The following is a 22,162-nucleotide window of genomic DNA, read 5'->3' as shown; positions in this document are numbered from 1 at the left end:
GTGCGGTGCTGGGCTCTGTGGGAGCAGATGGGTGCGTGGCGGGGACGGCGTGAGCGGGGTCAGCTCCGGGACGCGGGGGCCAGGGCCGGCTCAGGGCTGTGCCGGGCGACACGCCGGCTGGGCGTGACCGTGCGGCGTTCCAGCACGCCGGAGACGACCGCGAGGGCCAGGGCGGAGGCCGCCAGAGCCGCGCCGACCCAGTTGGGAGCGGTGTAGCCGAGGCCCGCCGCGATGGCGAGGCCACCGAGCCACGCCGAGAGCGCGTTGCCGAGGTTGAAGGCACCGATGTTGGCCGCGGAGGCGAGGGTCGGAGCATCGGCCGCCTGGTCGAGTACCCGCTTCTGCAGCGGCGGCACGGTCGCGAAGCCCAGGCCGCCGATCAGGACGATGGTGACCGCTGCGGCGATCTTGTTGTGAGCGGTCAGGGTGAACAGGGCAAGAACCACGGAGAGGGCGCCCAGCGACACGTACAGCAGGGGCATCAGCCGGCGGTCGGCGAACTTGCCGCCGATCAGATTGCCGCCCACCATGCCCAGTCCGAGAAGAACCAGCAGCCAGGTGACGGACGACGTGGAGTATCCGGCGATCTCGGTCATCATCGGAGTGATGTAGGTGATCGCGGCGAAGACTCCGCCGAAGCCCAGCACGGTCATCGCCATGGCGAGCAGGACCTGCACATTGCGGAACGCGGCCAGTTCGTTGCGGAGCCGTACACCCTCGCGCCGCGGCTGTTCGGGGACGAGCCTGGCGACGCCGAGAAGACCGATGACGCCGATCGCGGCGACGACGAAGAACGTGGTACGCCAGCCGAAGCTCTGCCCGATGTAGGTGCCCAGCGGTACACCGACGACATTGGCCACGGTGAGGCCGGTGAACATCATGGCGATCGCGCCGGCCTTCTTCTGGGGAGCGACCAGGTCGGCCGCGACGACCGTTCCGATGCCGAAGAAGGCACCGTGGGCGAGTGAGGCGATCACCCGGCCGACGGCCATCACACCGAAGACCGGGGCGACCGCGGAGACGACGTTGCCCACGACGAACAGTCCCATGAGCAGCACCAGCATGCGTTTGCGGGTGACCCGGGTACCGAGGGCCGTCATCAGCGGGGCGCCGAGGACGACACCGAGGGCGTACGCCGTGACGAGGAATCCCGCAGTCGGGATCGAGACCTGGAAGTCCGCAGCAACCTCGGGGAGCAACCCCATGATCACGAACTCGGTGGTCCCGATACCGAAAGCCCCGATGGCGAGGGCTAGGAGCGCGAGCGGCATGGGTTTCACCTTCCCTGAAGATTGCATGTGCGCCTTACGAGCGTACACAATAATTGCAGACGCTGATTAACTGCAAGCGCGGTCTATTGCGGCAGTCGCCTATCCTGGAGGCAAGCCGCTCCGACACGGAGGAGAGACCCCCATGACAGCGACAGACCCCGCACTCACCGCCCTCTCCCAGGGCTGGTGCGCTCTCTCCTTGCTCCACGGAAAGATCGAGGCCCGTATCGAGCGGGCGCTGCAGTCCGGGCACGGGCTCAGCGTGCGGGAGTTCTCCCTGCTCCGCGTCCTGAGCAGGCAGCACAACGGCCCCGGTGGGCACCTCCAGATGAAGCAGGTCGCGGACGCCGTCGTACTCAGCCAGAGCGCCACCACCCGGCTGGTCACCCGCCTTGAAGACCGCGGACTGCTGACGCGGTATCTCTGCGACACCGATCGCCGCGGCATCTACACCGATGTCACCGAGGCCGGCCTCGCCCTGCTCGCCGAGGCCCGGCCGACCAACGACAGCGCGCTGCGTGCCGCGTTGGACGAAGCCGCGAAGAGCCCCGAACTGGCCCCGCTGGTCAGGGCGGTCGAGGAACTGAAGGCCCCCATGCAGATCGCATGAGCCGCCACGTGGTCGCGACGAGCCCGCGAGACCTGGTGAATCCCCGCGCCACCCGCATGATCTGCGTACCCTGCCGATCATGAGCGATCTGGAAATACGGCCGGCCGCCCTCGAAGACATCCCCGCGATCGTGGCCATGCTCGCCGACGATCCGCTGGGTGCACAGCGTGAGTCGCCGGATGATCCGGCCCCGTACCACGCCGCATTCCGGCGGCTGGCGGACGACCCGAACCAGCACCTGGTTGTCGCCGTACGGGAGGGCCGCGTCGTCGGAACCCTGCAGTTGACCGTGATTCCCGGGCTTTCCCGGCGCGGCTCGACCCGCTCGGTCATCGAGGGCGTACGCATCCACGCCGACGAGCGCGGCAGCGGGCTCGGCACGCTGCTGATCGAATGGGCCGTGGACGAATCCCGGCGCCAGGACTGCCAGTTGGTCCAGCTGACATCCGATGCGACCCGGACCGATGCCCATCGTTTCTACGAGCGGCTCGGTTTCACCGCCAGCCATGTGGGCTTCAAGCTCGCGCTCTGATCGCAGTCCGGAATCCGGAGGCCGTCCGTGCACCGCATCAGTGACGAACAGCGCAGGATCAGGCTCGGCCGGCGTCATCTGCTGGCCCCGTCCGTACGGACCGCTTCCCCGGTGTCCGTGGCCGACGCGGTCGTCGCACTGCACGCCACCGACGCCGCCACCGTCTTTCTCTCCACGTGTGCCCGCTTGTCCGAAGCGGGCGTGGTCCCGGTGGAGCAGGCGCTCTACGAGGACGTCTCGCTGGTCCGGCAGCTCTCCATGCGGAACACCCTCTTCGTCGTATCGCGGGAGCTCGCCCCCAGTGTCGACGCGTCGAACGCCCGGGCCGTGGCCGCCAAGGAACGCCGGACCTTCCTCAAGCACCTGGCGGACGACGGCAACGGCCTGGACGAGCGCTGGCTCGCCGACGCCGAACAGCGGACCCTTGCTGCTCTCGCCGACCGCGGCACTGCCACCGGCACCGAACTCTCCGCCGCCGTGGCTGCCCTGCGTACGCAGATCACCCTCTTCCCCGGCAAGAAGGCCGAGGGCGTGCAGGGCGTCGCGTCCCGTGTCATCCGGATCCTGGCGGCCGAAGGCCGCATCCGCCGGGGCCGGCCACGCGGTTCCTGGACCTCCAGCCAGTTCCGCTGGACAGCGTCCGAACCCTGGCCGTTCGAGGAACCCGCGCAGGCACAGGCCGAGCTGGCCCGGCGGTGGCTCCACTCCTACGGACCGGCGACCGAGGCCGATCTCAAGTGGTGGACGGGCTGGGGACTGGGCACGGCCCGTAAGGCACTGGCGGCCGTCGCGGCCGAGGAGGTCCGGCTCGACGACGGAGCCGTGGGATGGGTGTTGCCGGAGGACTTGGAGCCGGAACCGGCTCCGGAACCCTGGGCCGCGCTGCTTCCGGCGCTCGACCCCAGTGCCATGGGATGGGCCGATCGCGGATTCCACCTCCCGGCCGGGCATCGGGAGGCTCTCTTCGACCGGTCCGGCAATATCGGCCCGACCGTGTGGTGGAACGGCGGGATCGTGGGCGGCTGGGCCCAGCGAGCCGATGGTGAGCCGGTCTGGCGGCTGCTGTCCGACGTCGGCCGGGATGCTTCCGCCGCGATCGAGGCGGAAGCATCCCGGTTTTCGCAATGGGTGGGTCAGGCTCGGGTCACTCCACGCTTCCGCACCCCGCTGGAACGGGAGTTGACGGCCTGAGCCGGCCGGCCCCCTGCCGTTTCACGTGAAACGTGGTCCTCAGGTCGGCAGGCCCCTCCATCCGCCCTCGTCCACACCGCCGGGAACGGCTGCTGTCGGGTCGTACGGCTCCCGCGTGAAGACGAACGACCCCAGATCGAGATGGTTCACGCTGCCGTCGCCGTTCCGGACCACACGCAGCGTCTCCCCCGCGTAGTAGCCGTCGAGACCGATCCAGGTGCCATCGGGCTGTGCGGTGAACCGAGCGCCGCGGCCGACCCCCTGCAGGGGCGCCAGCTCCAGCCCACCGTCCGAGGTCATCCGCAGGACGTTCGAGCGCGTGCCCCAGTACCAGGGACCGGTCAGCGCGAGCAGCTCGGCATCCACCTCGGCCAACGGGCGCCAGGGCTCCGGAATGCGGGGCTCGGCCTCGGCCACGATGTCCACGAGGTCGGCTGCAACGCCGCCGATCATCAGCCCCGACGTCGTGTTGGTGAGCGCGACGGCCACCACATCGTCCTCGATACTGATCCACAGGGCGGCCAGGAATCCGGGCAGCGAGCCCGTATGGCCCAAGAGCGTCCGGCTGCCGCTCCGCACCACCTGAAGGCCCAGACCGTAATTGAACTGCCAGTCACCGGACTCGGTCGGTGCGGACGGTTCACGCATCTGCTCCACGGAAGCGGCACAGAGCACCCGGTCGTCCCCCTCGGCCAGGAAGGCCGCGAAGCGCAGAAGGTCATCGGTGGTGGACCAGAGCTGACCGGCCGGGGCCATCAGCCCGAGATCCTCGGCCGGTTCGGGCAGCATGGCATCGGCCCAGGGATGCACGGCCCAGCCACCCGCGTGCGGCGACTGCGGTTGGGGGCTGGTGCGGTGCATGCCGAGCGGTTCCAGGATCTCGCCTCGCAGCGCCTCCGCCCAGCTCGCCCCGCGCACCTTCTCGACCAGTGCGCCCAGCAGCGTGTAGCCGGGGTTCGAGTAGTGGTGACGGTGGCCCGGGCTGTGCATCCGCGTCTGCTCGCCGAGCACATCGGCCAACTCGGGCCGCAGCGTGCCCGAGGTCCGCTCCCACCAGGGTCCGGGCGACTCGGCACCGAGTCCCGCGCTGTGTCCCAGCAGTTGGTGGATCGTCACGTCACCGACGCCGGTGCCGGGCAGATGCTTCTCCAGCGGATCATCCAGGTCCAGAAGGCCCTCGTCACGCAGGCGCAGGACCAGCACCGCGGTGAAGGTCTTGGTGAGGGAGCCGATCCTGAACTGTGTTTCGCCGTCGGGGGCATGGCCGTCCACGCAGCTGCGGGCGCCGCTCCAGACGGTCTGGCCCTGCCTCTGTACCGCGGCGACGAGCGAGGGCGCACGGCCTTCCGACTGCGCGGTGGCGATGCGGTGCAGCAGAGCACGCTGCGTCCCTGGGAGCAACTGTTCGGGTGAGAAGGTCATGCTCAAACAACTACCCGCAGAACCAAGCGGTGGCGAGTCCATTTCCCGCGGGCCCACACCCGCGCTGTTCTGCCGACGGTGAAGACCGGCCCGACCGGGCGCGACAATCACTACAGTCCACTCTCATGACGACGGTCACCACGCGCACAGTCGAATACCCGACCGACGGCCTGACGATGATCGGGCACCTCGCGCTCCCCGCCGGTGTCGACCGCCGGCCCGCAGTCCTGATCGGGCCCGAGGGGCCGGGCCTGAACGACTTCCAGCGCCGCCGGGCCGACGCCCTCGCCGAACTGGGGTACGTTGCGCTGGCCTTCGACCTCCACGGCGGACGCTGGTTCACCGACCCGCAGGAGATGCTGGCGCGCGTGACCCCGCTGCTCGCCGACCCCGACCGGATGCGGGGTATCGGCCACGCGGCACTCGATGTGCTGCGTGCCGAACCGCGGACCGACCCCGGTCGGATCGCCGCTGTCGGTTACGGCACCGGGGGCGCAATCGCGCTGGAACTCGGGCGCGACGGCGTCAACCTACGGGTCATCGGGACGGTCAACGCACTGACCACGGGCCGACCGGGCGAGGCGGCGCGCACCGTTGCCCCGTGTGGGCCGGGGTCGGATCGGAGGACCCGATCAGGCCCGCTGAGCAACGGGACGCCTTCGCCGCCGAGATGCAGGCCGCGGGCGTCGACTGGCGCCTCGTGGTCTACGGCGGAGCCCTGCACGCCTTCCACCACCCGCCGGTCGACCAGACCGTGGTCCCCGGCGTCGGCTACCACCCGCGGCACGCGCAGCGAGCCTGGCGCGACGTCGTCGGCCTGCTCGCCGAGTGCCTGCCCGTAACGGAGTGAGCCAGAGCGTCAGGACTGCCGTCGCCATGACGCGACAGCGGAGAGAACGACACACAATCTGAGGCCCTGCAAGTGCCGGTCAGGTCTGCGCCATGTCCACGAAGCGCGAGTAGTGGCCCTGGAAGGCCACCGTGATCGTTGCCGTCGGACCGTTACGGTGCTTGGCCACGATCAGGTCGGCCTCACCGGCACGGGGGGACTCCTTCTCGTACGCGTCCTCGCGGTGCAGCAGGATCACCATGTCGGCGTCCTGCTCGATGGATCCGGATTCACGCAGGTCGGAGACCATCGGCTTCTTGTCCGTGCGCTGCTCGGGACCACGGTTCAGCTGGGAGAGCGCGATGACCGGAAGCTGAAGCTCCTTCGCCAGCAGCTTGAGGTTTCGGGACATGTCCGAGACTTCCTGCTGACGGCTCTCGGCACGCTTCGAGCCGCCGGACTGCATCAGCTGCAGATAGTCGATGACCACGAGCTTGAGGTCGTTGCGCTGCTTGAGACGACGGCACTTCGCCCGGATCTCCATCATGGAGAGGTTCGGGGAGTCGTCGATGTAGAGCGGGGCGGCCGAGACATCCGGCATCCGGCGAGCCAGCCGCGTCCAGTCCTCATCGGTCATGGTGCCGGAGCGCATGTGGTGCAGCGCCACCCGTGCCTCGGCGGAAAGCAGACGCATCGCGATCTCGTTGCGCCCCATTTCGAGGGAGAAGATCACGCTGGGCAAGTTGCTCTTGATCGAACAGGCCCGTGCGAAGTCGAGGGCCAGCGTGGACTTACCCATGGCGGGACGGGCCGCGATGACGACCATCTGGCCCGGGTGCAGGCCATTCGTCAGAGCATCGAGGTCGGTGAAGCCGGTCGGCACGCCGGTCATTTCGCCGCTGCGCGAACCGATCGCCTCGATCTCGTCGAGCGCGCCCTCCATGATGTCGCCGAGCGGCAGATAGTCCTCGCTGGTGCGCTGCTCGGTGACGGCGTAGATCTCGGCCTGCGCAGAGTTCACGATGTCGTCGACATCGCCGTCGGCCGCGTATCCCATCTGCGTGATCTTCGTCCCGGCTTCGACGAGCCGCCGCAGGACCGCCCGCTCATGGACGATCTCCGCGTAGTACGAAGCGTTGGCCGCGGTCGGCACGGACTGGACGAGGGTGTGCAGATACGGCGCTCCACCCACCTTGGTGATCTCGCCGCGCTTGACCAGCTCGGCCGCGACCGTGATCGGGTCGGCAGGCTCGCCCTTGGCGTAGAGGTCGAGGATCGCCTGGTAGACGGTCTCGTGCGCGGGGCGGTAGAAGTCGTGGCCCTTGATGATCTCCACGACATCCGCGATGGCGTCCTTGGACAGGAGCATGCCACCGAGGACCGACTGCTCGGCATCGAGGTCCTGGGGCGGCACCCGCTCGAAACCGGGCGAACCGTCCTCCCAGCCGCCGCTCTCCCTGCCGCGTTCGTGCTGCTCGCCGCGGTCCCGGCCTTCACCTCGGCGCTGCCGGGAAACAGGCAGACGGTCGCTGGGACCGGTCTCGGCCCAGGGGTCGTCCAAAGGCTCGGGAATGCTCACCGGGCCACCTCCTCCCGTCCGCTCCGCGGACCTCGCCATGCCACTCTTTCTTACGGCACAGCACCGACAAACAAGACGCCCGACTCCGGTTCCGGCGCGTCGAGTTCTGCGTGGTTCCGAGTCCGGAACGGGGTGCGGGCGCCGGTCCACGGTAGGCCGCTCGGCACCGTCAGCCAATCTGGTTATCCACAGGGCATGTGGACGACCGACCAGATGCTGTGGAGAACTCTGCAGAACCTGTGCACGGAGCGGGGGACAGCACTGTGGACAAACTCATAACACCCACGCCACCAGCGCGCTGACCTGGCCTTTCCCCATCCACGGGCTGTGGGGGAGAAAAACTTTCTGAGTCAGCACAAGATCACGACAAACGGCACACGGGAGAACGCCGAGCCTCAGCGAATGTAAGGACTCCTTAGCCATTGCATCTATTACCTGTGGAAGATTAGATTGGCCCCCATGATCGAGGCCCCGGCACCCCCGCCGCCCAGTCGTCGACGGCATGACCGCGAGATCATCTCGCTCGCCGTCCCTGCCTTCGGCGCGCTCGTCGCCGAGCCGCTCTTCGTGATGGTCGACAGTGCCATCGTCGGACATCTCGGCACCCCGCAGCTGGCCGGCCTGGCCGTCGCCGCCGCCCTGCTGACCACCGCCGTCAGCGTCTTCGTCTTCCTCGCCTACGCCACCACCGCGGCAGTGGCACGACGGGTCGGGGCGGGCGATCTGGCCTCCGCGATCCGGCAGGGCATGGACGGCATCTGGCTGGCGCTCCTGCTGGGCATCGCCGTCATCGCCATCGCTCTCCCCACAGCCCCCTGGCTGGTGGACATCTTCGGTGCCTCCGACACGGCAGCTCCCTATGCGACCACGTATCTGAGGATCTCCAGCCTCGGTATCCCGGCCATGCTCGTGGTGATGGCCGCGACCGGTGTTCTGCGCGGCCTGCAGGACACCAGGACCCCGCTCTATGTCGCCATCGGAGGCTTCGCGGCCAACGGGGCCCTCAACGCGGGACTGGTCTACGGTGCCGGTCTCGGTATCGCCGGATCGGCCTGGGGCACCGTTATCGCACAGGTCTCGATGGCCGTCGCCTATCTGATCGTGGTGGTACGGGGAGCTCGCCGGCACGGCGCCTCGCTGCGTCCTGATGCCGCAGGTATCCGGGCCAGCGCCCAGGCAGGCGTTCCGCTGCTGGTCCGTACGCTGTCGCTCCGTGCCGTCCTGATGATCGCCACGGCCGTCGCCGCCCGCCTCGGGGACACCGAGATCGCCGCGCACCAGATCATCCTCTCGCTCTGGAGCCTGATGGCCTTCGCCCTCGACGCCATCGCCATCGCCGGTCAGGCGATCATCGGCCGCTACCTGGGAGCCGATGACGCCAAGGGCGCACGCGAGGCATGCCGCCGCATGGTGCAGTGGGGCATCGTTTCCGGGGTGGTGTTCGGGGCACTGATCGTCCTTGCCCGCCCGCTGTTCGTGCCCTTGTTCACCAGCGACCAGGCGGTGCAGGACACCCTGCTCCCGGCGCTGCTGGTGGTGGCGCTGTCCCAGCCGATCGCCGGCGTGGTCTTCATCCTGGACGGAGTGCTGATGGGTGCCGGTGACGGGCGATACCTGGCCTGGGCCATGCTCGTCACTCTCGCGGTCTTCGCTCCGGTCGCCCTGCTGGTGCCGGTGATCGGCGGCGGCCTGACGATGCTGTGGTGGGCGATGGCCCTGATGATGACCGTCCGCATGGTGACGCTCTGGCTGCGCACCCGCTCCGGCAAGTGGATCGTCACCGGGGCCACCCGCTGAACCACCGGCCGCGGTCCCGTTTCACGTGAAACGGTGAAGGGCCGCACCCCGTGGGGTGCGGCCCTTCAGCTGCTCAGGTGAGCTGTGCCCTTAGGCAGCAACGACCTCGATGCCGAGGTTCGCAGCGACCTCGGGGTGCAGACGCACGGACACCTGGTGTCCGCCGAGCGTCTTGATCGGCGAGCCGAGCTCGACGCGACGCTTGTCGACGTCGGGGCCACCGGCAGCCTTGATCGCCGAGGCGATGTCGGCCGGGGTCACGGAGCCGAAGAGACGGCCGGCGTCGCCGGAGCGAACAGCCAGACGGACCTTCACGGCCTCGAGCTTGGTCTTGATCTCGTTGGCCTGCTCGATCGTGGCGATCTCGTGGATCTTGCGGGCGCGGCGGATCTGCGCCACGTCCTTCTCGCCACCCTTGGTCCAGCGGATGGCAAAGCCACGCGGAACCAGGTAGTTACGGGCGTACCCGTCCTTGACGTCGACGACGTCGCCCGCAGCACCGAGGCCGGAGACCTCGTGGGTGAGGATGATCTTCATGATTCGGTCACCCTTCCCTTATCGCGCGGTGGACGTGTAGGGCAGCAGCGCCATCTCACGGCTGTTCTTGACTGCCGTGGCGACGTCACGCTGGTGCTGCGTGCAGTTGCCGGTCACGCGGCGGGCACGGATCTTGCCGCGGTCGGAAATGAACTTCCGCAGCATGTTCGTGTCCTTGTAGTCCACGTACTGGGTCTTGTCCTTGCAGAACGCGCAGACCTTCTTCTTAGGCTTGCGCACAGGCGGCTTCGCCATGGTGTTTCTCCTGTGTGATCAAGAAGTGGGGGTACGAGCTGCCCTAGAAGGGAGGCTCGTCCGAGTAGCCGCCGCCAGAGCCGCCGGAACCGCCGGAACCGCCGGAGCTTCCGCCCCAGCCGCCTCCGCCGCCCTGCTGGCCCCCGCCCTGCTGACCGCCGGACGGCGCGCTCGTGGCCCACGGGTCGTCGGCGGGAGCGCCGCCACCACCCTGCTGGCCACCACCGGGACCGCCGCCCCAGTTGCCGCCGCCCTGCTGGCCACCGCCGTATCCACCCTGGCCGCCCTGGCCACCGCGACCGGTGGTCTTGGTGACCTTGGCCGTGGCGTTCTTCAGGCTGGGGCCGACTTCCTCGACATCCAGCTCGTAGACCGTGCGCTTGACGCCCTCGCGGTCTTCGTACGACCGCTGCTTCAGTCGGCCCTGCACGACAACGCGCATGCCTCGCTGGAGCGACTCGGCGACGTTCTCCGCCGCCTGCCGCCAGACCGAGCAGGTGAGGAACAGGCCTTCGCCGTCCTTCCACTCATTGGTCTGCCGGTCGAAGATGCGGGGAGTGGACGCGACACGGAACTTCGCGACCGCCGCACCGGACGGGGTGAAGCGCAGCTCGGGGTCGTCGACGAGATTGCCGACGACCGTGATGACGGTCTCGCCTGCCATGGATGAACCTCTCGGCGGGGATTGCTTCTGGCTGCTTGCTGCTACTCGAACCCGATGACCACTGAGCTAGATGCTCAGTGGGACTCGGGACGGAGGACCTTGGTCCGGAGGACCGACTCGTTCAGGTTCATCTGGCGGTCGAGCTCCTTGACGACCGCAGGCTCGGCCTGCAGGTCGATGACCGAGTAGATGCCCTCGGGCTTCTTCTTGATCTCGTAAGCGAGACGACGACGGCCCCAGGTGTCGACCTTCTCAACCTTTCCGTTGCCCTCACGGACGACGGAGAGGAAGTTCTCGATCAGCGGGGAGACAGCGCGCTCCTCGAGATCGGGGTCGAGGATGACCATCACCTCGTAGTGACGCATGTGGAACCCACCTCCTTTGGACTCAGCGGCCACGGTCGTTCCGTGGCAGGAGGGTCGTGATGCGTAAGCAACAGTGTCTCCAAGTAAAACAGCCGCCACTGACAACACCCTCCATCGAGAGGGGTTGCTGTGCTGGCCTGGGCAGACACCGGTGCAGACCGTACAGAGTACCCGCACACCGGCTTCCGGTTGAAATCCGGTGGTCAGGAGACGCAATCTGGACACATCGGGTGTGAGCGGCGCCACTACGCGCCCCTTTCGGCCAGGAGGTACTCCATGGCACAGGCAATACGACCCCGTCCCCCCGTTTCCCTTCTCGCCACGGACGGCAAGCCCCATCCGCTCCAGGAAACCCTGGTGGCGGTGACGCTGATCCTCGGTGCGCTCGCCTTCGTGACGGCGATGTTCCACAGCCTGCATCTGATCAGTTCGTGGGCCGGACTCATCGGGATCCTCACGGCCGCGTACGGGCAGTACATCTCGGTGACCACACGCGAGCGGTTCCCGCTGATCATCGGCATGGGCGCATCCGCCATCGGCTTCTTCCTGGGCATGGCCCACGGCGGCCTCTTCGGCGGCGTGGTGGGCTGACGCACAACAGCCACAACCGGACGAACGGAACGGCGCGAGGAACCCGCAGGGGCCTCGCGCCGTTCCCCGTACAAGGAGCCGACAGCCCGGGTCGCGGCGGCGGCGGAGCGGCAAGGTCCCATAGGGCCAGACGGCGTGCTCGTCGGTCACAGTAGGCTTCGGCGCGAGAGCCGGAGCCCCTGACCGATGGGGACACACCTGCCGAGGAGCGCCCCGCATGAGCCTGACCCTGAGGACCATCAGCCGAGAGCAGCATCTGGCGTACATCCAGAGTCTGCCTGCGGCGAGTCACATGCAGGTCCCGGCATGGGCGGACGTGAAGGCGGAGTGGCGCTCGGAGAGTCTTGGCTGGTTCGACAAGAGCGGACAGCTCGTCGGCGCCGGCCTGGTGCTCTACCGGCAGTTGCCCAAGATCAAGCGGTATCTCGCCTATCTGCCCGAGGGCCCGGTCATCAACTGGTACGCCCCGAATCTGGACGACTGGCTGCGGCCGATGCTGGCGCATCTCAAGCAACAGGGCGCCTTCTCCGTGAAGATGGGCCCGCCGGTCATCATCCGGCGTTGGGACGCGGCCGCCATCAAGTCGGGCATCCAGGACCCCGAAGTGAAGCGTCTGCGCGACGTCGAGGCCACCCACATCGAGCCGCGCGCCTTCGAAGTGGCGGACCGGCTGCGGAAGATGGGCTGGCAGCAGGGCGAGGACGGCGGCGCCGGATTCGGTGACGTACAGCCCCGCTACGTCTTCCAGGTGCCGCTGGCGAACCGTTCACTCGAAGACGTCCACAAGGGCTTCAACCAGCTGTGGCGGCGCAACATCAAGAAGGCCGAGAAGGCCGGCGTCGAGGTCGTCCAGGGCAGCTACGCCGAGCTCGCCGAGTGGCAGCGGCTGTACGAGATCACGGCGGAGCGCGACCACTTCCGGCCTCGTCCCCTGGGCTACTTCCAGCGCATGTGGACGGCCCTCAACAATGAGGACCCCAACCGGATGCGGCTGTACTTCGCCCGGCACGAGGGCGAGAACGTCGCTGCCGCGACCATGCTGATCGTCGGCGGGCACGTCTGGTACTCCTACGGCGCCTCCGCCAACCACAAGCGCGAGGTCCGGCCCTCGAACGCGATGCAGTGGCGGATGCTGCGCGACGCGTACGCCATGGGGGCCACCGTCTACGACCTGCGCGGCATCTCCGACTCGCTGGACGAGACCGACCACCTCTTCGGCCTGATCCAGTTCAAGGTAGGCACCGGCGGGCAGGCTGCCGAGTACCTCGGCGAGTGGGACTTCCCGCTCAACAAGCTGCTGCACAAGGCGCTCGACATCTACATGTCGCGCCGCTGACCCGCGTCGCACCGTACGCGTCGCACCGCTGATACGCGTCGCCCCGCTGACGAAACCGGCTTCATTGGTTTCAATGGGGACTTCGGCTCCACACACCTCCCACACAGCAGCCACCAGAAGGGTTCCGGACCGGCCATGGCGCTCTCCCTCTACGTCGACACCGCGCGCTGGCGGGCGCACCAGAAATCCGTCCTCGACCAGTTCCCCGGCCTCGTCCCGGTCTGCAAGGGCAACGGATACGGCTTCGGCCACGAGCGGCTGGCCGACGAGGCCATCCGCTTCGGCTCCGACATGCTCGCCGTCGGAACCACCTACGAGGCGGCCCGCATCAAGGACTGGTTCAGCGGCGACCTTCTGGTCCTCACCCCGTTCCGCCGGGGCGAGGAGCCCGTGCCACTGCCCGACCGCGTCATCCGTTCCGTGTCCTCCGTGGACGGCGTGCACGCCCTGGTGGGCGCACGGGTCGTCATCGAGTGCATGAGCTCGATGAAGCGCCACGGCGTCAAGGAGGAGGAGCTCGGGCAGCTGCACGCCGCCATCGAGGACGTACGGCTCGAAGGCTTCGCCCTGCACCTGCCGCTGGACCGCACGGACGGCTCGGACGCGGTCGAGGAGGTCATCGGCTGGATGGACCGGCTGCGCGCGGCCCGGCTGCCGCTGCACACCATGTTCGTCAGCCATCTGCGCGCCGAGGAGCTGGGCCGGCTCCAGCAGCAGTTCCCGCAGACCCGTTTCCGCGCCCGCATCGGTACCCGGCTGTGGCTCGGCGACCACGAGGCGACGGAGTACCGGGGTGCCGTCCTGGACGTCACGCGCGTGGCCAAGGGCGACCGCTTCGGCTACCGCCAGCAGAAGGCCGCCTCGGACGGCTGGCTGGTGGTCGTCGCCGGTGGTACGTCGCACGGCGTGGGCCTGGAGGCCCCGAAGGCCCTGCACGGTGTGATGCCGCGCGCCAAGGGGGTCGCCCGCGCGGGCCTGGCTACCGTAAACCGCAACCTGTCGCCGTTCGTCTGGGCGGGCAAGCAGCGCTGGTTCGCCGAGCCGCCGCACATGCAGGTGTCGATCCTGTTCGTTCCGTCGGACGCCCAGGAGCCGAAGGTCGGCGACGAGCTGGTGGCCCATCTGCGCCACACGACCACCCAGTTCGACCGCCTCGTCGACCGATAGGACGGCGCCGGGTCTCTCTGGTGGGAGACCCGGCCCTCAGTCGCGGGAGCGACCCGGCCCTCAGTCGGCGACGGGTCCGCGCGGCGCGCCCCAATCCACCCGCGGCCCTTCCACCGCAGGGTGGGCATGGCGCGCCGGATGCGCCGCCCGCCCCAGCACGAACACGTCCGGGGCCCCGTCGAGCACCCCGCCGGACGGATCGTCCGACCCGTCGCGCCGCACGACGTCCTTCTCCGGCATGAGGATGTCCCGTACGACCACGGCGCAGAAGTACAACGTGCCCAGCAGATGCAGGGCGATCGCCAGCTGGTACCCCTCCGTGGGCAGCCCCTGGTGCTTGTCGCCGCTCGTCGTGTACGCGAGGTACATCCAGATCCCCAGGAAGTACATGACCTCGCACGCCTGCCAGATCAGGAAGTCGCGCCAGCGCGGTCTGGCCAGGGCGGCCAGGGGGATCAGCCACAGCACGTACTGCGGCGAGTAGACCTTGTTGACGAGGATGAACGCCGCGACGACGAGAAAGGCGAGCTGCGCGAGGCGCGGCCTGCGCGGCGCCATCAGGGTGAGCGCGCCGATGGCCGCGCACAGCAGGACCGTCGTCAGGGTCGAGACGGTGTTGACGGTCGAGACCTCGATGCTCTCGCCGGTGCGCTGGGTGATGATCAGCCAGAAAGAGCCGAAGTCGATGCCCCGTTCCTGGCTGAATGTGTAGAACTTCTTCCATCCCTCGGGTGCGAAGACCATCACCGGCAGATTCACCACCAGCCAGGACACCACCGCCCCGAGCGTCGCCATGCCGAACTCCCGCCATCTGCCCGCCCGCCAGCACAGGACGAACACCGGCCCCAGCAGGAACACGGGGTAGAGCTTGGCGGCCGTGGCGAGCCCGATGAGGATGCCGAACGCCAGCACCCGCCCACGGGACCACATGAGCATCGCCGCGGCCGTCAGCGCGACGGCCAGCAGGTCCCAGTTGATCGTCGCGGTGAGCGCGAAGGCCGGCGCGAGGGCGACCAGCAGTCCGTCCCAGGGGCGGCGCCGGTGCGTACGGGCGACGCAGACGGCGATGATCACGGCGCAGATCATCAGCATGCCCGCGTTGACCATCCAGTACATCTGCTCGCGGTGCTGAATGGATCCGCCCGGCGTCAGCCAGGAGGCGACCTGCATGAACACGCCCGTCAGGACGGGGTACTCCAGGTACTGCATGTCGCCGGGCAGCCGGTCGAAGTACGGCACGAGGCCGTCGGAGAATCCGCGTGCGGCAAAGAGATGCGGAATGTCCGAGTAACAGGCGTGCGTGTACTGCGAACCCGCGCCCCTGAACCACGCCCAGTTGTAGCAGGGCAGCTTCTGTACCATGCCCAGCGCGAACATCCCGAGGGCCGTCAGCGCGATGGCGCCCACGGGCGTGAGCGCTGTACTGCCGAGCCGTGACCAGCGCCCCGACCGCCCGCCGATCAGCTCGCTGCCGGCCGCTGCGACCTCGTCCTGGTGCGTGGGCCGTACGACCGCCCGTTCCTGGTGCTGGTGCACACTCGTGTCTTCTGCGCTTGGCATGCCGCTCATCCTGCCGTACGGGTCTGTGGAAACGACGAGGACCGCCACACCGTGTGGTGCGGCGGTCCTCATGACCGGGGCGGCCCATCGGCCGCGCGGACGTTATCCGGTCGGCCCGCCGAAGATTCCGCCGCCGTTCCCGCCGTTCCCGTTTCCGCCGTTCCCGTTCCCCCCGGTCGGTGGCGAAGGGGACGTGGACGGACTGGTGCTGGGACCACCGGTGTCTCCGCCGTTCGCGCCGCTGCTGGTCCCGCCGTTGTTGTGCTGGCAGTCCCAGTCCCACGTACCGCAGGTCCCGGTGGGGTCGGGCGCCGACGGGGAGATGCTCATAGAGGGTGACTCGGTCACCGACATGGACGGCGACGGCGTCACCGGTGCGGTGGGCGTCGGCTTGGGGCTCTGCGCACCGCCACCGTAGACCTTGTCACCGATCGGCCCCGGCTCCGGGAACGTCACGACCGGCTTCCCCTTCAGAGCGCCCACCATGTAGTCGTGCCAGATCTGGGCCGGGAACGACGCACCGTGGATCGTCTGCTCGCCACCCGTGCCATACATCTTTTCGAACTTGCGGTTCTTGTTCGTCGCGTCGTCGTCGAGCCGGTACATGCTGATGGCCGTGGAGAGCTGCGGCGTGTAGCCGACGAACCAGGCCGACTTGTTGTCGTCCGTCGTACCCGTCTTGCCCGCCACGTCCCGGCCGGGGATCTGCGCGGGAGTACCGGTCCCCTTGTCGACGACGTTCTTCAGGACGTCGGTGACGTTGTCGGCGATCGCGGCGTCGAAGGCACGCTTGCGGGCTTCCTTGTGCTGGTAGACCACCTTGCCCTCGTGCTTCACCTCGGAGACCGAGTAGGGCTCGCGCTGCTGGCCGCTGGCGGCGAAGGTCGCATACGCGCCGGCCATGCGGATCGCACTGGGCGAGGACGTACCGATGGAGAACGACGGCACGTGCGAATCCGCCATCTGTTCGTCGTCCTTGAGTCCCGCGGCTATGGCGATGTCCTTCACCTTGTCGGTGCCGACGTCCATGCCGAGTTGTACGTACGGGGAGTTGGCGGACCACTGCATCGCCTCGCGGAGGGTGATGTTGCCCCTCGACTCATGGCCGTCGTTGGCCTGCAGCCACTCCTTGCCGTTCTCGTCGGTCCAGATCTCGCCGTTGTACTTCTTGATCTTCAGCTTGTCGTCGGCGTTGTAGATGCTGAGCGGCGAGACCTTGGTGCGCTCCGACGCATCCTGGTCCTCCGGGAGCGCGGGGTTCCGCTTGCCGTACTCCATCGCCGCCGCCAGTACGAACGGCTTGAAGGTCGAACCGACCTGCGCACCAGTGGGGTTGGCGTTGTTGGTGAAGTGCTTGGTCGCGTCCTGACCGCCGTAGATCGCCACGATGGCCCCGGTCTTGGGATCTACCGACCCGCCGCCGAACTGGACGTGGGTGTCCGTCTTCGGGCGCTGCTTCGGCTTGATCTTGCTGTCGTAGACCTTCTTGACCGCGGCGTTGAGCTCCTGGACCTTCTTCTTGTTGAAGGTGGTCTTGATCTGGTAACCGCCCTGGGCCAGCATGTCCGCCGTCACGCCCTCGGTGTTGTTGCTGAGGAAGTACGTCTTGGCCAGGTCGACCAGGTAACCGGTCTGACCGCCCAGCTGGGCGTCCTTCTTCGGCGGGAGAGGCATCGGGAACTTGGTGTACTTGGCGCGCTCCGCCTGCGAGAGGCGCCCGTCCTTCACCTCTTCGTCGAGGATCCACTTCCAGCGCTTCTCGGCCCGCTCGGTGTTCAGCTTCTTCGTCGCCTGCTTGGCATCGACCTCGGGAGCGCCCGCCGGGTCGTAATAGGACGCGCCCTTGAGCAGCGTGGCCAGGAACGCGCACTGGCTCGGGTCCAGATCGACGGCGTCCTTTCCGTAGTACGTACGGGCAGCAGCCTGGATCCCCGAAGCACCTCGCCCGTAGTACGAGACGTTGAGGTAGTCGGTGATGATCTTGTTCTTGTCCATCTCGTTGGTGACTTTGAGCGTGATGAAAAGTTCCTGGAACTTCCGGCTCAGAGTCTGTTCCTGAGAGAGACGCGAGTTCTTCACGTACTGCTGGGTGATCGTCGAACCGCCCTGGGTCTCACCACCGGTGGCCATGTTGAACACGGCCCGGGCGATGCCCATGGGGTCGATGCCCCTGTCGTGCTCGAAGGTCTTGTTCTCGGCGGAGATGACGGCGTTCCGCATGGCGTCGGGGATCTCCGCATAGGGGATGAGCTGACGGTTGACCTCACCGCCGGTGGCGACCATCTGCGAGCCGTCGTCCCACAAGTAGACGTTGTTCTGCGCCTTTGCGGCTTTCTGAACATCGGGCAGACCAACCCACGCGTACGCGATGCCGCCGATGCCCATCAGCAGGCCGAGGAAGCCGATGCAGAGGCCGGAGACCAGCTTCCACGACGGCACCCAGCGCCGCGCGCCGTACTTCCCGGCGCGCGGGTAGTCGATGAAGCGCTTCTTGGCAGGGCGCTGACCTGCGCGGCCACGCCCCCTGCCGGGACCCTCGTGACCGCCGTCGCCGCCCCCACCGCGGCGACGCCCACCACCGCCACCGCCACCGCGGCCTGCGCCGCCCCGCTGGGCGGCGCGCCTGGCCTCGGCACGTCCGCCGTACGGGCTGTCCCCCCCATGCGAATCGGAAGGTGACTCGGAAGTTACTCCACGTGACGGAGCAGCGCGGCGTCCTGAGGACTGCTGGGCGGCTCGTCTGGCCGCTGCGCGCCCGCCACCTTGCGGTTGCGGCGTTTTGCGACGGTGCTCGCTCATCGAACGACTACTCCTCGGGCAGGCGAGAGCGCCTGGAAGCGGCAGTTGAGATCCGGTCCCCCCGAATTACGGACAAGCCTTGCGACAGGCTCGTCCGCCATGCGTCCGGCTGGTCCGCGAAGACTGACGCGCGGGCGCGTCACGCGGTTCCCGGTGGTTTGCATGCCGCACAGACTACGCACGGTCAAAACCCTCCTAGGGCCGAACTTCACCCCAAACAACGCAAGTCGGTGCCTACGAATTCACGATGTGACGCCGTTCACGATGACCCCTCTTGTCGCATCGCGGCGACCGATCTATCGTCGTGATGTATCGAGTCGATACATCAGCCCGGTACATCAGCCCGGCACAGGGCTCCGCAGGAGCACTGGGACGCACTCGGAGTAAGGAGGAGGCGAAGTTGAGCAGACGCTCCGGCATCCTCGAATTCGCCGTTCTCGGCCTGCTCCGCGAGTCCCCGATGCACGGCTACGAGCTGCGTAAACGCCTCAACACCTCGTTGGGGATCTTCCGCGCCTTCAGCTACGGCACCCTCTATCCCTGCCTCAAGACGCTGGTCGCCAGCGGCTGGTTGATCGAGGAGCCGGGCTCCGCCCCTGCCGACCATCCGCCCGCCACCGGCCGTGCGGTCGCCCCCGCCTCCTCACTGGCCGGGCGTCGCGCCAAGATCGTCTACCGGCTGACGGCGGAAGGTAAGGAGCATTTCGAGGAGCTGCTCTCGCACACCGGCCCCGACTCCTGGGAGGACGAGCACTTCGCAGCCCGCTTCGCCTTCTTCGGGCAGACGGAGCACGAGGTGCGGATGAGAGTGCTGGAAGGCCGGCGCAGCCGGCTGGAGGAGCGGCTGGAGAAGATGCGGGCCTCTCTGGCCCGCACCCGCGAGCGCCTCGACGACTACACACTTGAGCTGCAGCGACATGGCATGGAGTCCGTGGAGCGCGAAGTGCGCTGGCTGAACGAGCTCATCGAGAGCGAGCGGTCGGGACGGGATCAGCGACGGTCCTCGCCCGGGAGCGAAGCTCAGCAGAACACCGCAGGAGAGACGGACGGCCTGCCCCGGCGCCGGGGTGACACCCCGCCGGATCCGTCCGACGACACCGCAAAGTGAGGCCCCCGCAGATCCGCGGGGCCTTCATCGGGAACATCCAAAACACACAGGGAGCAACCGGAATGGGTTCGGTTCGCGTAGCCATCGTCGGCGTGGGCAACTGCGCCGCCTCGCTGGTCCAGGGCGTCGAGTACTACAAGGACGCCGATCCGGCCGGCAAGGTGCCCGGTCTGATGCACGTCCAGTTCGGCGACTACCACGTGCGGGACGTCGAGTTCGTCGCCGCCTTCGACGTCGACGCGAAGAAGGTCGGTCTCGACCTCGCGGACGCCATCGGTGCCAGCGAGAACAACACCATCAAGCTCTGCGACGTGCCGAACGCCGGCGTCACCGTCCAGCGCGGCCACACCCACGACGGTCTCGGCAAGTACTACCGCCAGACCATCGAGGAGTCGGCCGAGGCCCCGGTCGACATCGTCCAGGTCCTCAAGGACCGCAAGGTCGACGTCCTCGTCTGCTACCTGCCCGTAGGCTCCGAGGTCGCTGCGAAGTTCTACGCGCAGTGCGCCATCGACGCCAAGGTCGCGTTCGTCAACGCTCTCCCGGTCTTCATCGCCGGTACCAAGGAGTGGGCGGACAAGTTCACCGAGGCCGGCGTCCCGATCGTCGGCGACGACATCAAGTCGCAGGTCGGCGCCACCATCACGCACCGCGTGATGGCGAAGCTCTTCGAGGACCGGGGCGTCGTCCTGGACCGCACGATGCAGCTGAACGTCGGCGGCAACATGGACTTCAAGAACATGCTCGAGCGTGAGCGCCTGGAGTCCAAGAAGATCTCCAAGACGCAGGCCGTCACCTCCCAGATCCGTGACCGCGAACTCGGTGCGGACAACGTCCACATCGGTCCGTCGGACTACGTGGCCTGGCTGGACGACCGCAAGTGGGCGTACGTGCGCCTTGAGGGCCGCGCCTTCGGTGATGTTCCGCTGAACCTGGAGTACAAGCTCGAGGTCTGGGACTCCCCGAACTCCGCCGGTGTCATCATCGACGCCGTCCGCGCCGCGAAGATCGCCAAGGACCGTGGCATCGGGGGCCCGATCCTCTCCGCTTCCTCGTACTTCATGAAGTCCCCGCCGGTCCAGTACTTCGACGACGAGGCCCGCGAGAACGTCGAGAAGTTCATCCGCGGCGACGTCGCCAACTGACGCTGCCGGACAGGTACGTCCACGCGGCCGGGTGCTGAGCGGCAACGCTCATTCCTTTCCGCGCTGTTGAGGGTCCCCGGGCAATCAGCCCGGGGACCCTCAACGTATGTGACTCTTGATTACATGGCCGTCGTCGGTGATCTGCGCGTTCTGCTGCGCCTTCGGAACTTCCGTCGCCTGCTGGCCGTACGACTCCTCTCCCAGTCGGCCGACGGTGTCTTCCAGGTGGCGCTTGCGGCTCACGTCGTCTTCTCGCCGGAGAAGCAGGCTTCGGCAGGTGCCATCGCCTCCGCGATGGCAGTGCTGCTGCTGCCGTACTCGCTCGTCGGCCCTTTTGCCGGCGTCCTGCTGGACCGCTGGCCGCGCCGCCAGGTCTTTCTGTACGGGAATCTGCTGCGCGCCGCGCTCGCCTGCTGCACAGCGCTCCTCATCCTCGGCACCGCACCCGACTGGCTCTTCTACGCCTCGGCGCTGTGTGTCACCGCAGTCAACCGCTTCGTCCTGGCCGGGCTCTCGGCCGCGCTGCCGCGTGTCGTCGACAGCGACCGTCTGGTGCTGGCCAACTCGCTCTCACCGACCGCCGGGACGCTCGCAGCCACTGCGGGCGGCGGCCTCGCCTTCGCCGTACGGCTGCTGCTCGCGGACTCCGATGCCGTGGTGGTGCTGCTGGGCGCGGTGCTCTACCTCACGTCGGCGCTGGCATCCCTGACCCTTGCCACCGGACTCCTCGGACCGGATCAGGACGGACACCGGACTGGACTGGGGGAGGCCCTGGCCGCCACCGTGCGGGGGCTGGCCGACGGGTTGCGCCATCTGGTACAGCGGAAGCAGGCCGGCCGGGCGCTGGCCGCCATGACCGTGATGCGCTTCTGCTACGGAGCACTGACCGTCACGGTGCTGATGCTGTGCCGGTACGCCTGGAGCGACAGCGAATCCGAGGGCCTGGCCCTTCTCGGACTGGCTGTGGGGGTCTCCGGTGCGGGCTTCTTCGCGGCGGCCGTACTCACACCTTGGGCCGTGGGACGGCTCGGCCGGTTCCGCTGGATGACGGTGTGCGCGGCGGGGGCCGCCGTCCTCGAACCCGCGCTGGGGCTGTGGTTCGTCCCCGTACCGATATTGGTCGCGGCGTTCATCCTCGGGCTGGTCACCCAGGGAGCGAAGATCGCGACCGACACGGTGGTGCAGACCGCGGTGGAGGACTCCTTCCGCGGCCGGGCCTTCTCGTTCTACGACGTGCTGTTCAACGCTGCTTTCGTAGGGGCCGCCGCAGTCTCCGCACTGATGCTGCCTCCCGACGGGCGATCGACCGCGGTGGTGATCGCAGTGGCCGTTCTCTACGCGGTCGTCGCAGTGCTGATGTTCCGGTGGAGCCGCACCGGAGAGGCTCTCTAGCGTCCGGGGCGA

General features: G+C 68.0%; 19 protein-coding genes and 1 pseudogene. 11 read left to right on the top strand and 9 right to left on the bottom strand.

What is annotated here, in order from left to right:
- Positions 1–59: 59 nt before the first annotated feature.
- Complete coding sequence (locus OG978_RS20690) at positions 60–1,271, bottom strand: MFS transporter (RefSeq protein WP_326766652.1); 1,212 nt, start codon at positions 1,269–1,271, stop codon at positions 60–62.
- A 142-nt stretch (positions 1,272–1,413) separates the two neighbouring features.
- Between OG978_RS20690 and OG978_RS20685 the strand changes: the two genes are divergently transcribed.
- The 3 genes from OG978_RS20685 (at position 1,414) to OG978_RS20675 (ending at position 3,604) form a co-directional block, all read left to right on the top strand.
- Positions 1,414–1,881 carry a MarR family winged helix-turn-helix transcriptional regulator gene (locus OG978_RS20685; protein WP_326766651.1) on the top strand — a complete coding sequence of 156 codons (468 nt, stop codon included), beginning with the start codon at positions 1,414–1,416 and terminating at the stop codon, positions 1,879–1,881.
- Between the two features lie 79 nt (positions 1,882–1,960).
- Complete coding sequence (locus OG978_RS20680; protein WP_326766650.1) at positions 1,961–2,413, top strand: GNAT family N-acetyltransferase; 453 nt, start codon at positions 1,961–1,963, stop codon at positions 2,411–2,413.
- A 27-nt stretch (positions 2,414–2,440) separates the two neighbouring features.
- Positions 2,441–3,604 carry a winged helix DNA-binding domain-containing protein gene (locus tag OG978_RS20675; RefSeq protein WP_326766649.1) on the top strand — a complete coding sequence of 388 codons (1,164 nt, stop codon included), beginning with the start codon at positions 2,441–2,443 and terminating at the stop codon, positions 3,602–3,604.
- Positions 3,605–3,643: 39 nt separating this feature from the next.
- Here the strand turns inward: OG978_RS20675 and OG978_RS20670 are convergent, their stop codons facing one another.
- A complete protein-coding gene (locus OG978_RS20670) occupies positions 3,644–5,026 on the bottom strand; it encodes a serine hydrolase domain-containing protein (protein WP_326766648.1) in 1,383 nt (460 codons plus the stop codon).
- Between the two features lie 125 nt (positions 5,027–5,151).
- Here OG978_RS20670 and OG978_RS20665 point away from each other — a divergent pair.
- Positions 5,152–5,876 (top strand): annotated as a pseudogene (locus OG978_RS20665) (dienelactone hydrolase family protein).
- A 79-nt stretch (positions 5,877–5,955) separates the two neighbouring features.
- On the opposite strand, the gene dnaB reads toward OG978_RS20665, so the two are convergent.
- Entirely contained in the window at positions 5,956–7,416 is a 1,461-nt protein-coding gene (gene dnaB, locus OG978_RS20660; RefSeq protein ID WP_326770103.1) for a replicative DNA helicase, read from the bottom strand.
- A gap of 477 nt (positions 7,417–7,893) precedes the next feature.
- On the opposite strand from dnaB, the gene OG978_RS20655 reads away from it, so the two are divergent.
- A complete protein-coding gene (locus tag OG978_RS20655) occupies positions 7,894–9,231 on the top strand; it encodes an MATE family efflux transporter (protein WP_326766647.1) in 1,338 nt (445 codons plus the stop codon).
- 90 nt (positions 9,232–9,321) lie between these two features.
- Here OG978_RS20655 and rplI read toward each other — a convergent pair whose 3' ends face one another.
- The 4 genes from rplI to rpsF form a co-directional block, all read right to left on the bottom strand.
- Positions 9,322–9,768: a 50S ribosomal protein L9 gene (gene rplI, locus OG978_RS20650; RefSeq protein ID WP_072487612.1), complete on the bottom strand. Its 447-nt coding sequence runs from the start codon at positions 9,766–9,768 to the stop codon at positions 9,322–9,324.
- 18 nt (positions 9,769–9,786) lie between these two features.
- Positions 9,787–10,023, bottom strand: coding sequence for a 30S ribosomal protein S18 (gene rpsR / locus OG978_RS20645; RefSeq protein WP_003967857.1), 237 nt, complete (start codon positions 10,021–10,023; stop codon positions 9,787–9,789).
- A 43-nt stretch (positions 10,024–10,066) separates the two neighbouring features.
- Positions 10,067–10,687, bottom strand: a complete 621-nt coding sequence (locus tag OG978_RS20640; protein ID WP_326766646.1) for a single-stranded DNA-binding protein — start codon at positions 10,685–10,687, stop codon at positions 10,067–10,069.
- 74 nt (positions 10,688–10,761) lie between these two features.
- Positions 10,762–11,052 (bottom strand): 30S ribosomal protein S6, encoded by a 291-nt coding sequence (rpsF, locus tag OG978_RS20635; protein ID WP_072487610.1) that lies wholly within the window; start codon positions 11,050–11,052, stop codon positions 10,762–10,764.
- Positions 11,053–11,328: 276 nt separating this feature from the next.
- On the opposite strand from rpsF, the gene OG978_RS20630 reads away from it, so the two are divergent.
- The 3 genes from OG978_RS20630 to OG978_RS20620 all read left to right on the top strand — a co-directional run bounded on the left by OG978_RS20630 (position 11,329) and on the right by OG978_RS20620 (position 14,146).
- A complete protein-coding gene (locus OG978_RS20630) occupies positions 11,329–11,643 on the top strand; it encodes a hypothetical protein (RefSeq protein ID WP_326766645.1) in 315 nt (104 codons plus the stop codon).
- Positions 11,644–11,860: 217 nt separating this feature from the next.
- Entirely contained in the window at positions 11,861–12,979 is a 1,119-nt protein-coding gene (locus OG978_RS20625) for a lipid II:glycine glycyltransferase FemX (RefSeq protein WP_326766644.1), read from the top strand.
- 135 nt (positions 12,980–13,114) lie between these two features.
- Entirely contained in the window at positions 13,115–14,146 is a 1,032-nt protein-coding gene (locus OG978_RS20620; RefSeq protein ID WP_124719891.1) for an alanine racemase, read from the top strand.
- 60 nt (positions 14,147–14,206) lie between these two features.
- Here the strand turns inward: OG978_RS20620 and OG978_RS20615 are convergent, their stop codons facing one another.
- Entirely contained in the window at positions 14,207–15,706 is a 1,500-nt protein-coding gene (locus tag OG978_RS20615; protein WP_326766643.1) for a glycosyltransferase family 87 protein, read from the bottom strand.
- A 102-nt stretch (positions 15,707–15,808) separates the two neighbouring features.
- Positions 15,809–18,505, bottom strand: coding sequence for a transglycosylase domain-containing protein (locus OG978_RS20610; RefSeq protein WP_326766642.1), 2,697 nt, complete (start codon positions 18,503–18,505; stop codon positions 15,809–15,811).
- 400 nt (positions 18,506–18,905) lie between these two features.
- On the opposite strand from OG978_RS20610, the gene OG978_RS20605 reads away from it, so the two are divergent.
- The 3 genes from OG978_RS20605 to OG978_RS20595 all read left to right on the top strand — a co-directional run bounded on the left by OG978_RS20605 (position 18,906) and on the right by OG978_RS20595 (position 22,150).
- A complete protein-coding gene (locus OG978_RS20605) occupies positions 18,906–19,613 on the top strand; it encodes a PadR family transcriptional regulator (protein WP_326766641.1) in 708 nt (235 codons plus the stop codon).
- Between the two features lie 62 nt (positions 19,614–19,675).
- Positions 19,676–20,758 carry an inositol-3-phosphate synthase gene (locus OG978_RS20600; RefSeq protein ID WP_326766640.1) on the top strand — a complete coding sequence of 361 codons (1,083 nt, stop codon included), beginning with the start codon at positions 19,676–19,678 and terminating at the stop codon, positions 20,756–20,758.
- 123 nt (positions 20,759–20,881) lie between these two features.
- The gene (locus tag OG978_RS20595; RefSeq protein WP_326770102.1) at positions 20,882–22,150 is read left to right on the top strand and encodes an MFS transporter; all 1,269 of its coding nucleotides are present in this window, start codon (positions 20,882–20,884) and stop codon (positions 22,148–22,150) included.
- The last annotated feature ends 12 nt before the right edge of the window (positions 22,151–22,162 follow it).

This window comes from Streptomyces sp. NBC_01591, assembly GCF_035918155.1.
Lineage (GTDB): Bacteria > Actinomycetota > Actinomycetes > Streptomycetales > Streptomycetaceae > Streptomyces.
This window is presented reverse-complemented; position numbering and strand designations above follow the sequence as displayed.

Excerpts from the sequence above, each read along its gene's own strand:
- OG978_RS20600 (WP_326766640.1), top strand. The coding sequence starts at position 19,676 with ATGGGTTCGGTTCGCGTAGCCATCGTCGGCGTGGGCAACTGCGCCGCC.
- OG978_RS20595 (WP_326770102.1), top strand. The coding sequence starts at position 20,882 with ATGGCCGTCGTCGGTGATCTGCGCGTTCTGCTGCGCCTTCGGAACTTC.
- rplI (WP_072487612.1), bottom strand. The coding sequence starts at position 9,768 with ATGAAGATCATCCTCACCCACGAGGTCTCCGGCCTCGGTGCTGCGGGC.
- OG978_RS20690 (WP_326766652.1), bottom strand. The coding sequence starts at position 1,271 with ATGCCGCTCGCGCTCCTAGCCCTCGCCATCGGGGCTTTCGGTATCGGG.
- OG978_RS20630 (WP_326766645.1), top strand. The coding sequence starts at position 11,329 with ATGGCACAGGCAATACGACCCCGTCCCCCCGTTTCCCTTCTCGCCACG.
- OG978_RS20610 (WP_326766642.1), bottom strand. The coding sequence starts at position 18,505 with ATGAGCGAGCACCGTCGCAAAACGCCGCAACCGCAAGGTGGCGGGCGC.
- OG978_RS20620 (WP_124719891.1), top strand. The coding sequence starts at position 13,115 with ATGGCGCTCTCCCTCTACGTCGACACCGCGCGCTGGCGGGCGCACCAG.
- OG978_RS20615 (WP_326766643.1), bottom strand. The coding sequence starts at position 15,706 with ATGCCAAGCGCAGAAGACACGAGTGTGCACCAGCACCAGGAACGGGCG.
- OG978_RS20685 (WP_326766651.1), top strand. The coding sequence starts at position 1,414 with ATGACAGCGACAGACCCCGCACTCACCGCCCTCTCCCAGGGCTGGTGC.
- OG978_RS20640 (WP_326766646.1), bottom strand. The coding sequence starts at position 10,687 with ATGGCAGGCGAGACCGTCATCACGGTCGTCGGCAATCTCGTCGACGAC.
- OG978_RS20655 (WP_326766647.1), top strand. The coding sequence starts at position 7,894 with ATGATCGAGGCCCCGGCACCCCCGCCGCCCAGTCGTCGACGGCATGAC.
- rpsF (WP_072487610.1), bottom strand. The coding sequence starts at position 11,052 with ATGCGTCACTACGAGGTGATGGTCATCCTCGACCCCGATCTCGAGGAG.
- OG978_RS20680 (WP_326766650.1), top strand. The coding sequence starts at position 1,961 with ATGAGCGATCTGGAAATACGGCCGGCCGCCCTCGAAGACATCCCCGCG.
- rpsR (WP_003967857.1), bottom strand. The coding sequence starts at position 10,023 with ATGGCGAAGCCGCCTGTGCGCAAGCCTAAGAAGAAGGTCTGCGCGTTC.
- OG978_RS20670 (WP_326766648.1), bottom strand. The coding sequence starts at position 5,026 with ATGACCTTCTCACCCGAACAGTTGCTCCCAGGGACGCAGCGTGCTCTG.
- OG978_RS20625 (WP_326766644.1), top strand. The coding sequence starts at position 11,861 with ATGAGCCTGACCCTGAGGACCATCAGCCGAGAGCAGCATCTGGCGTAC.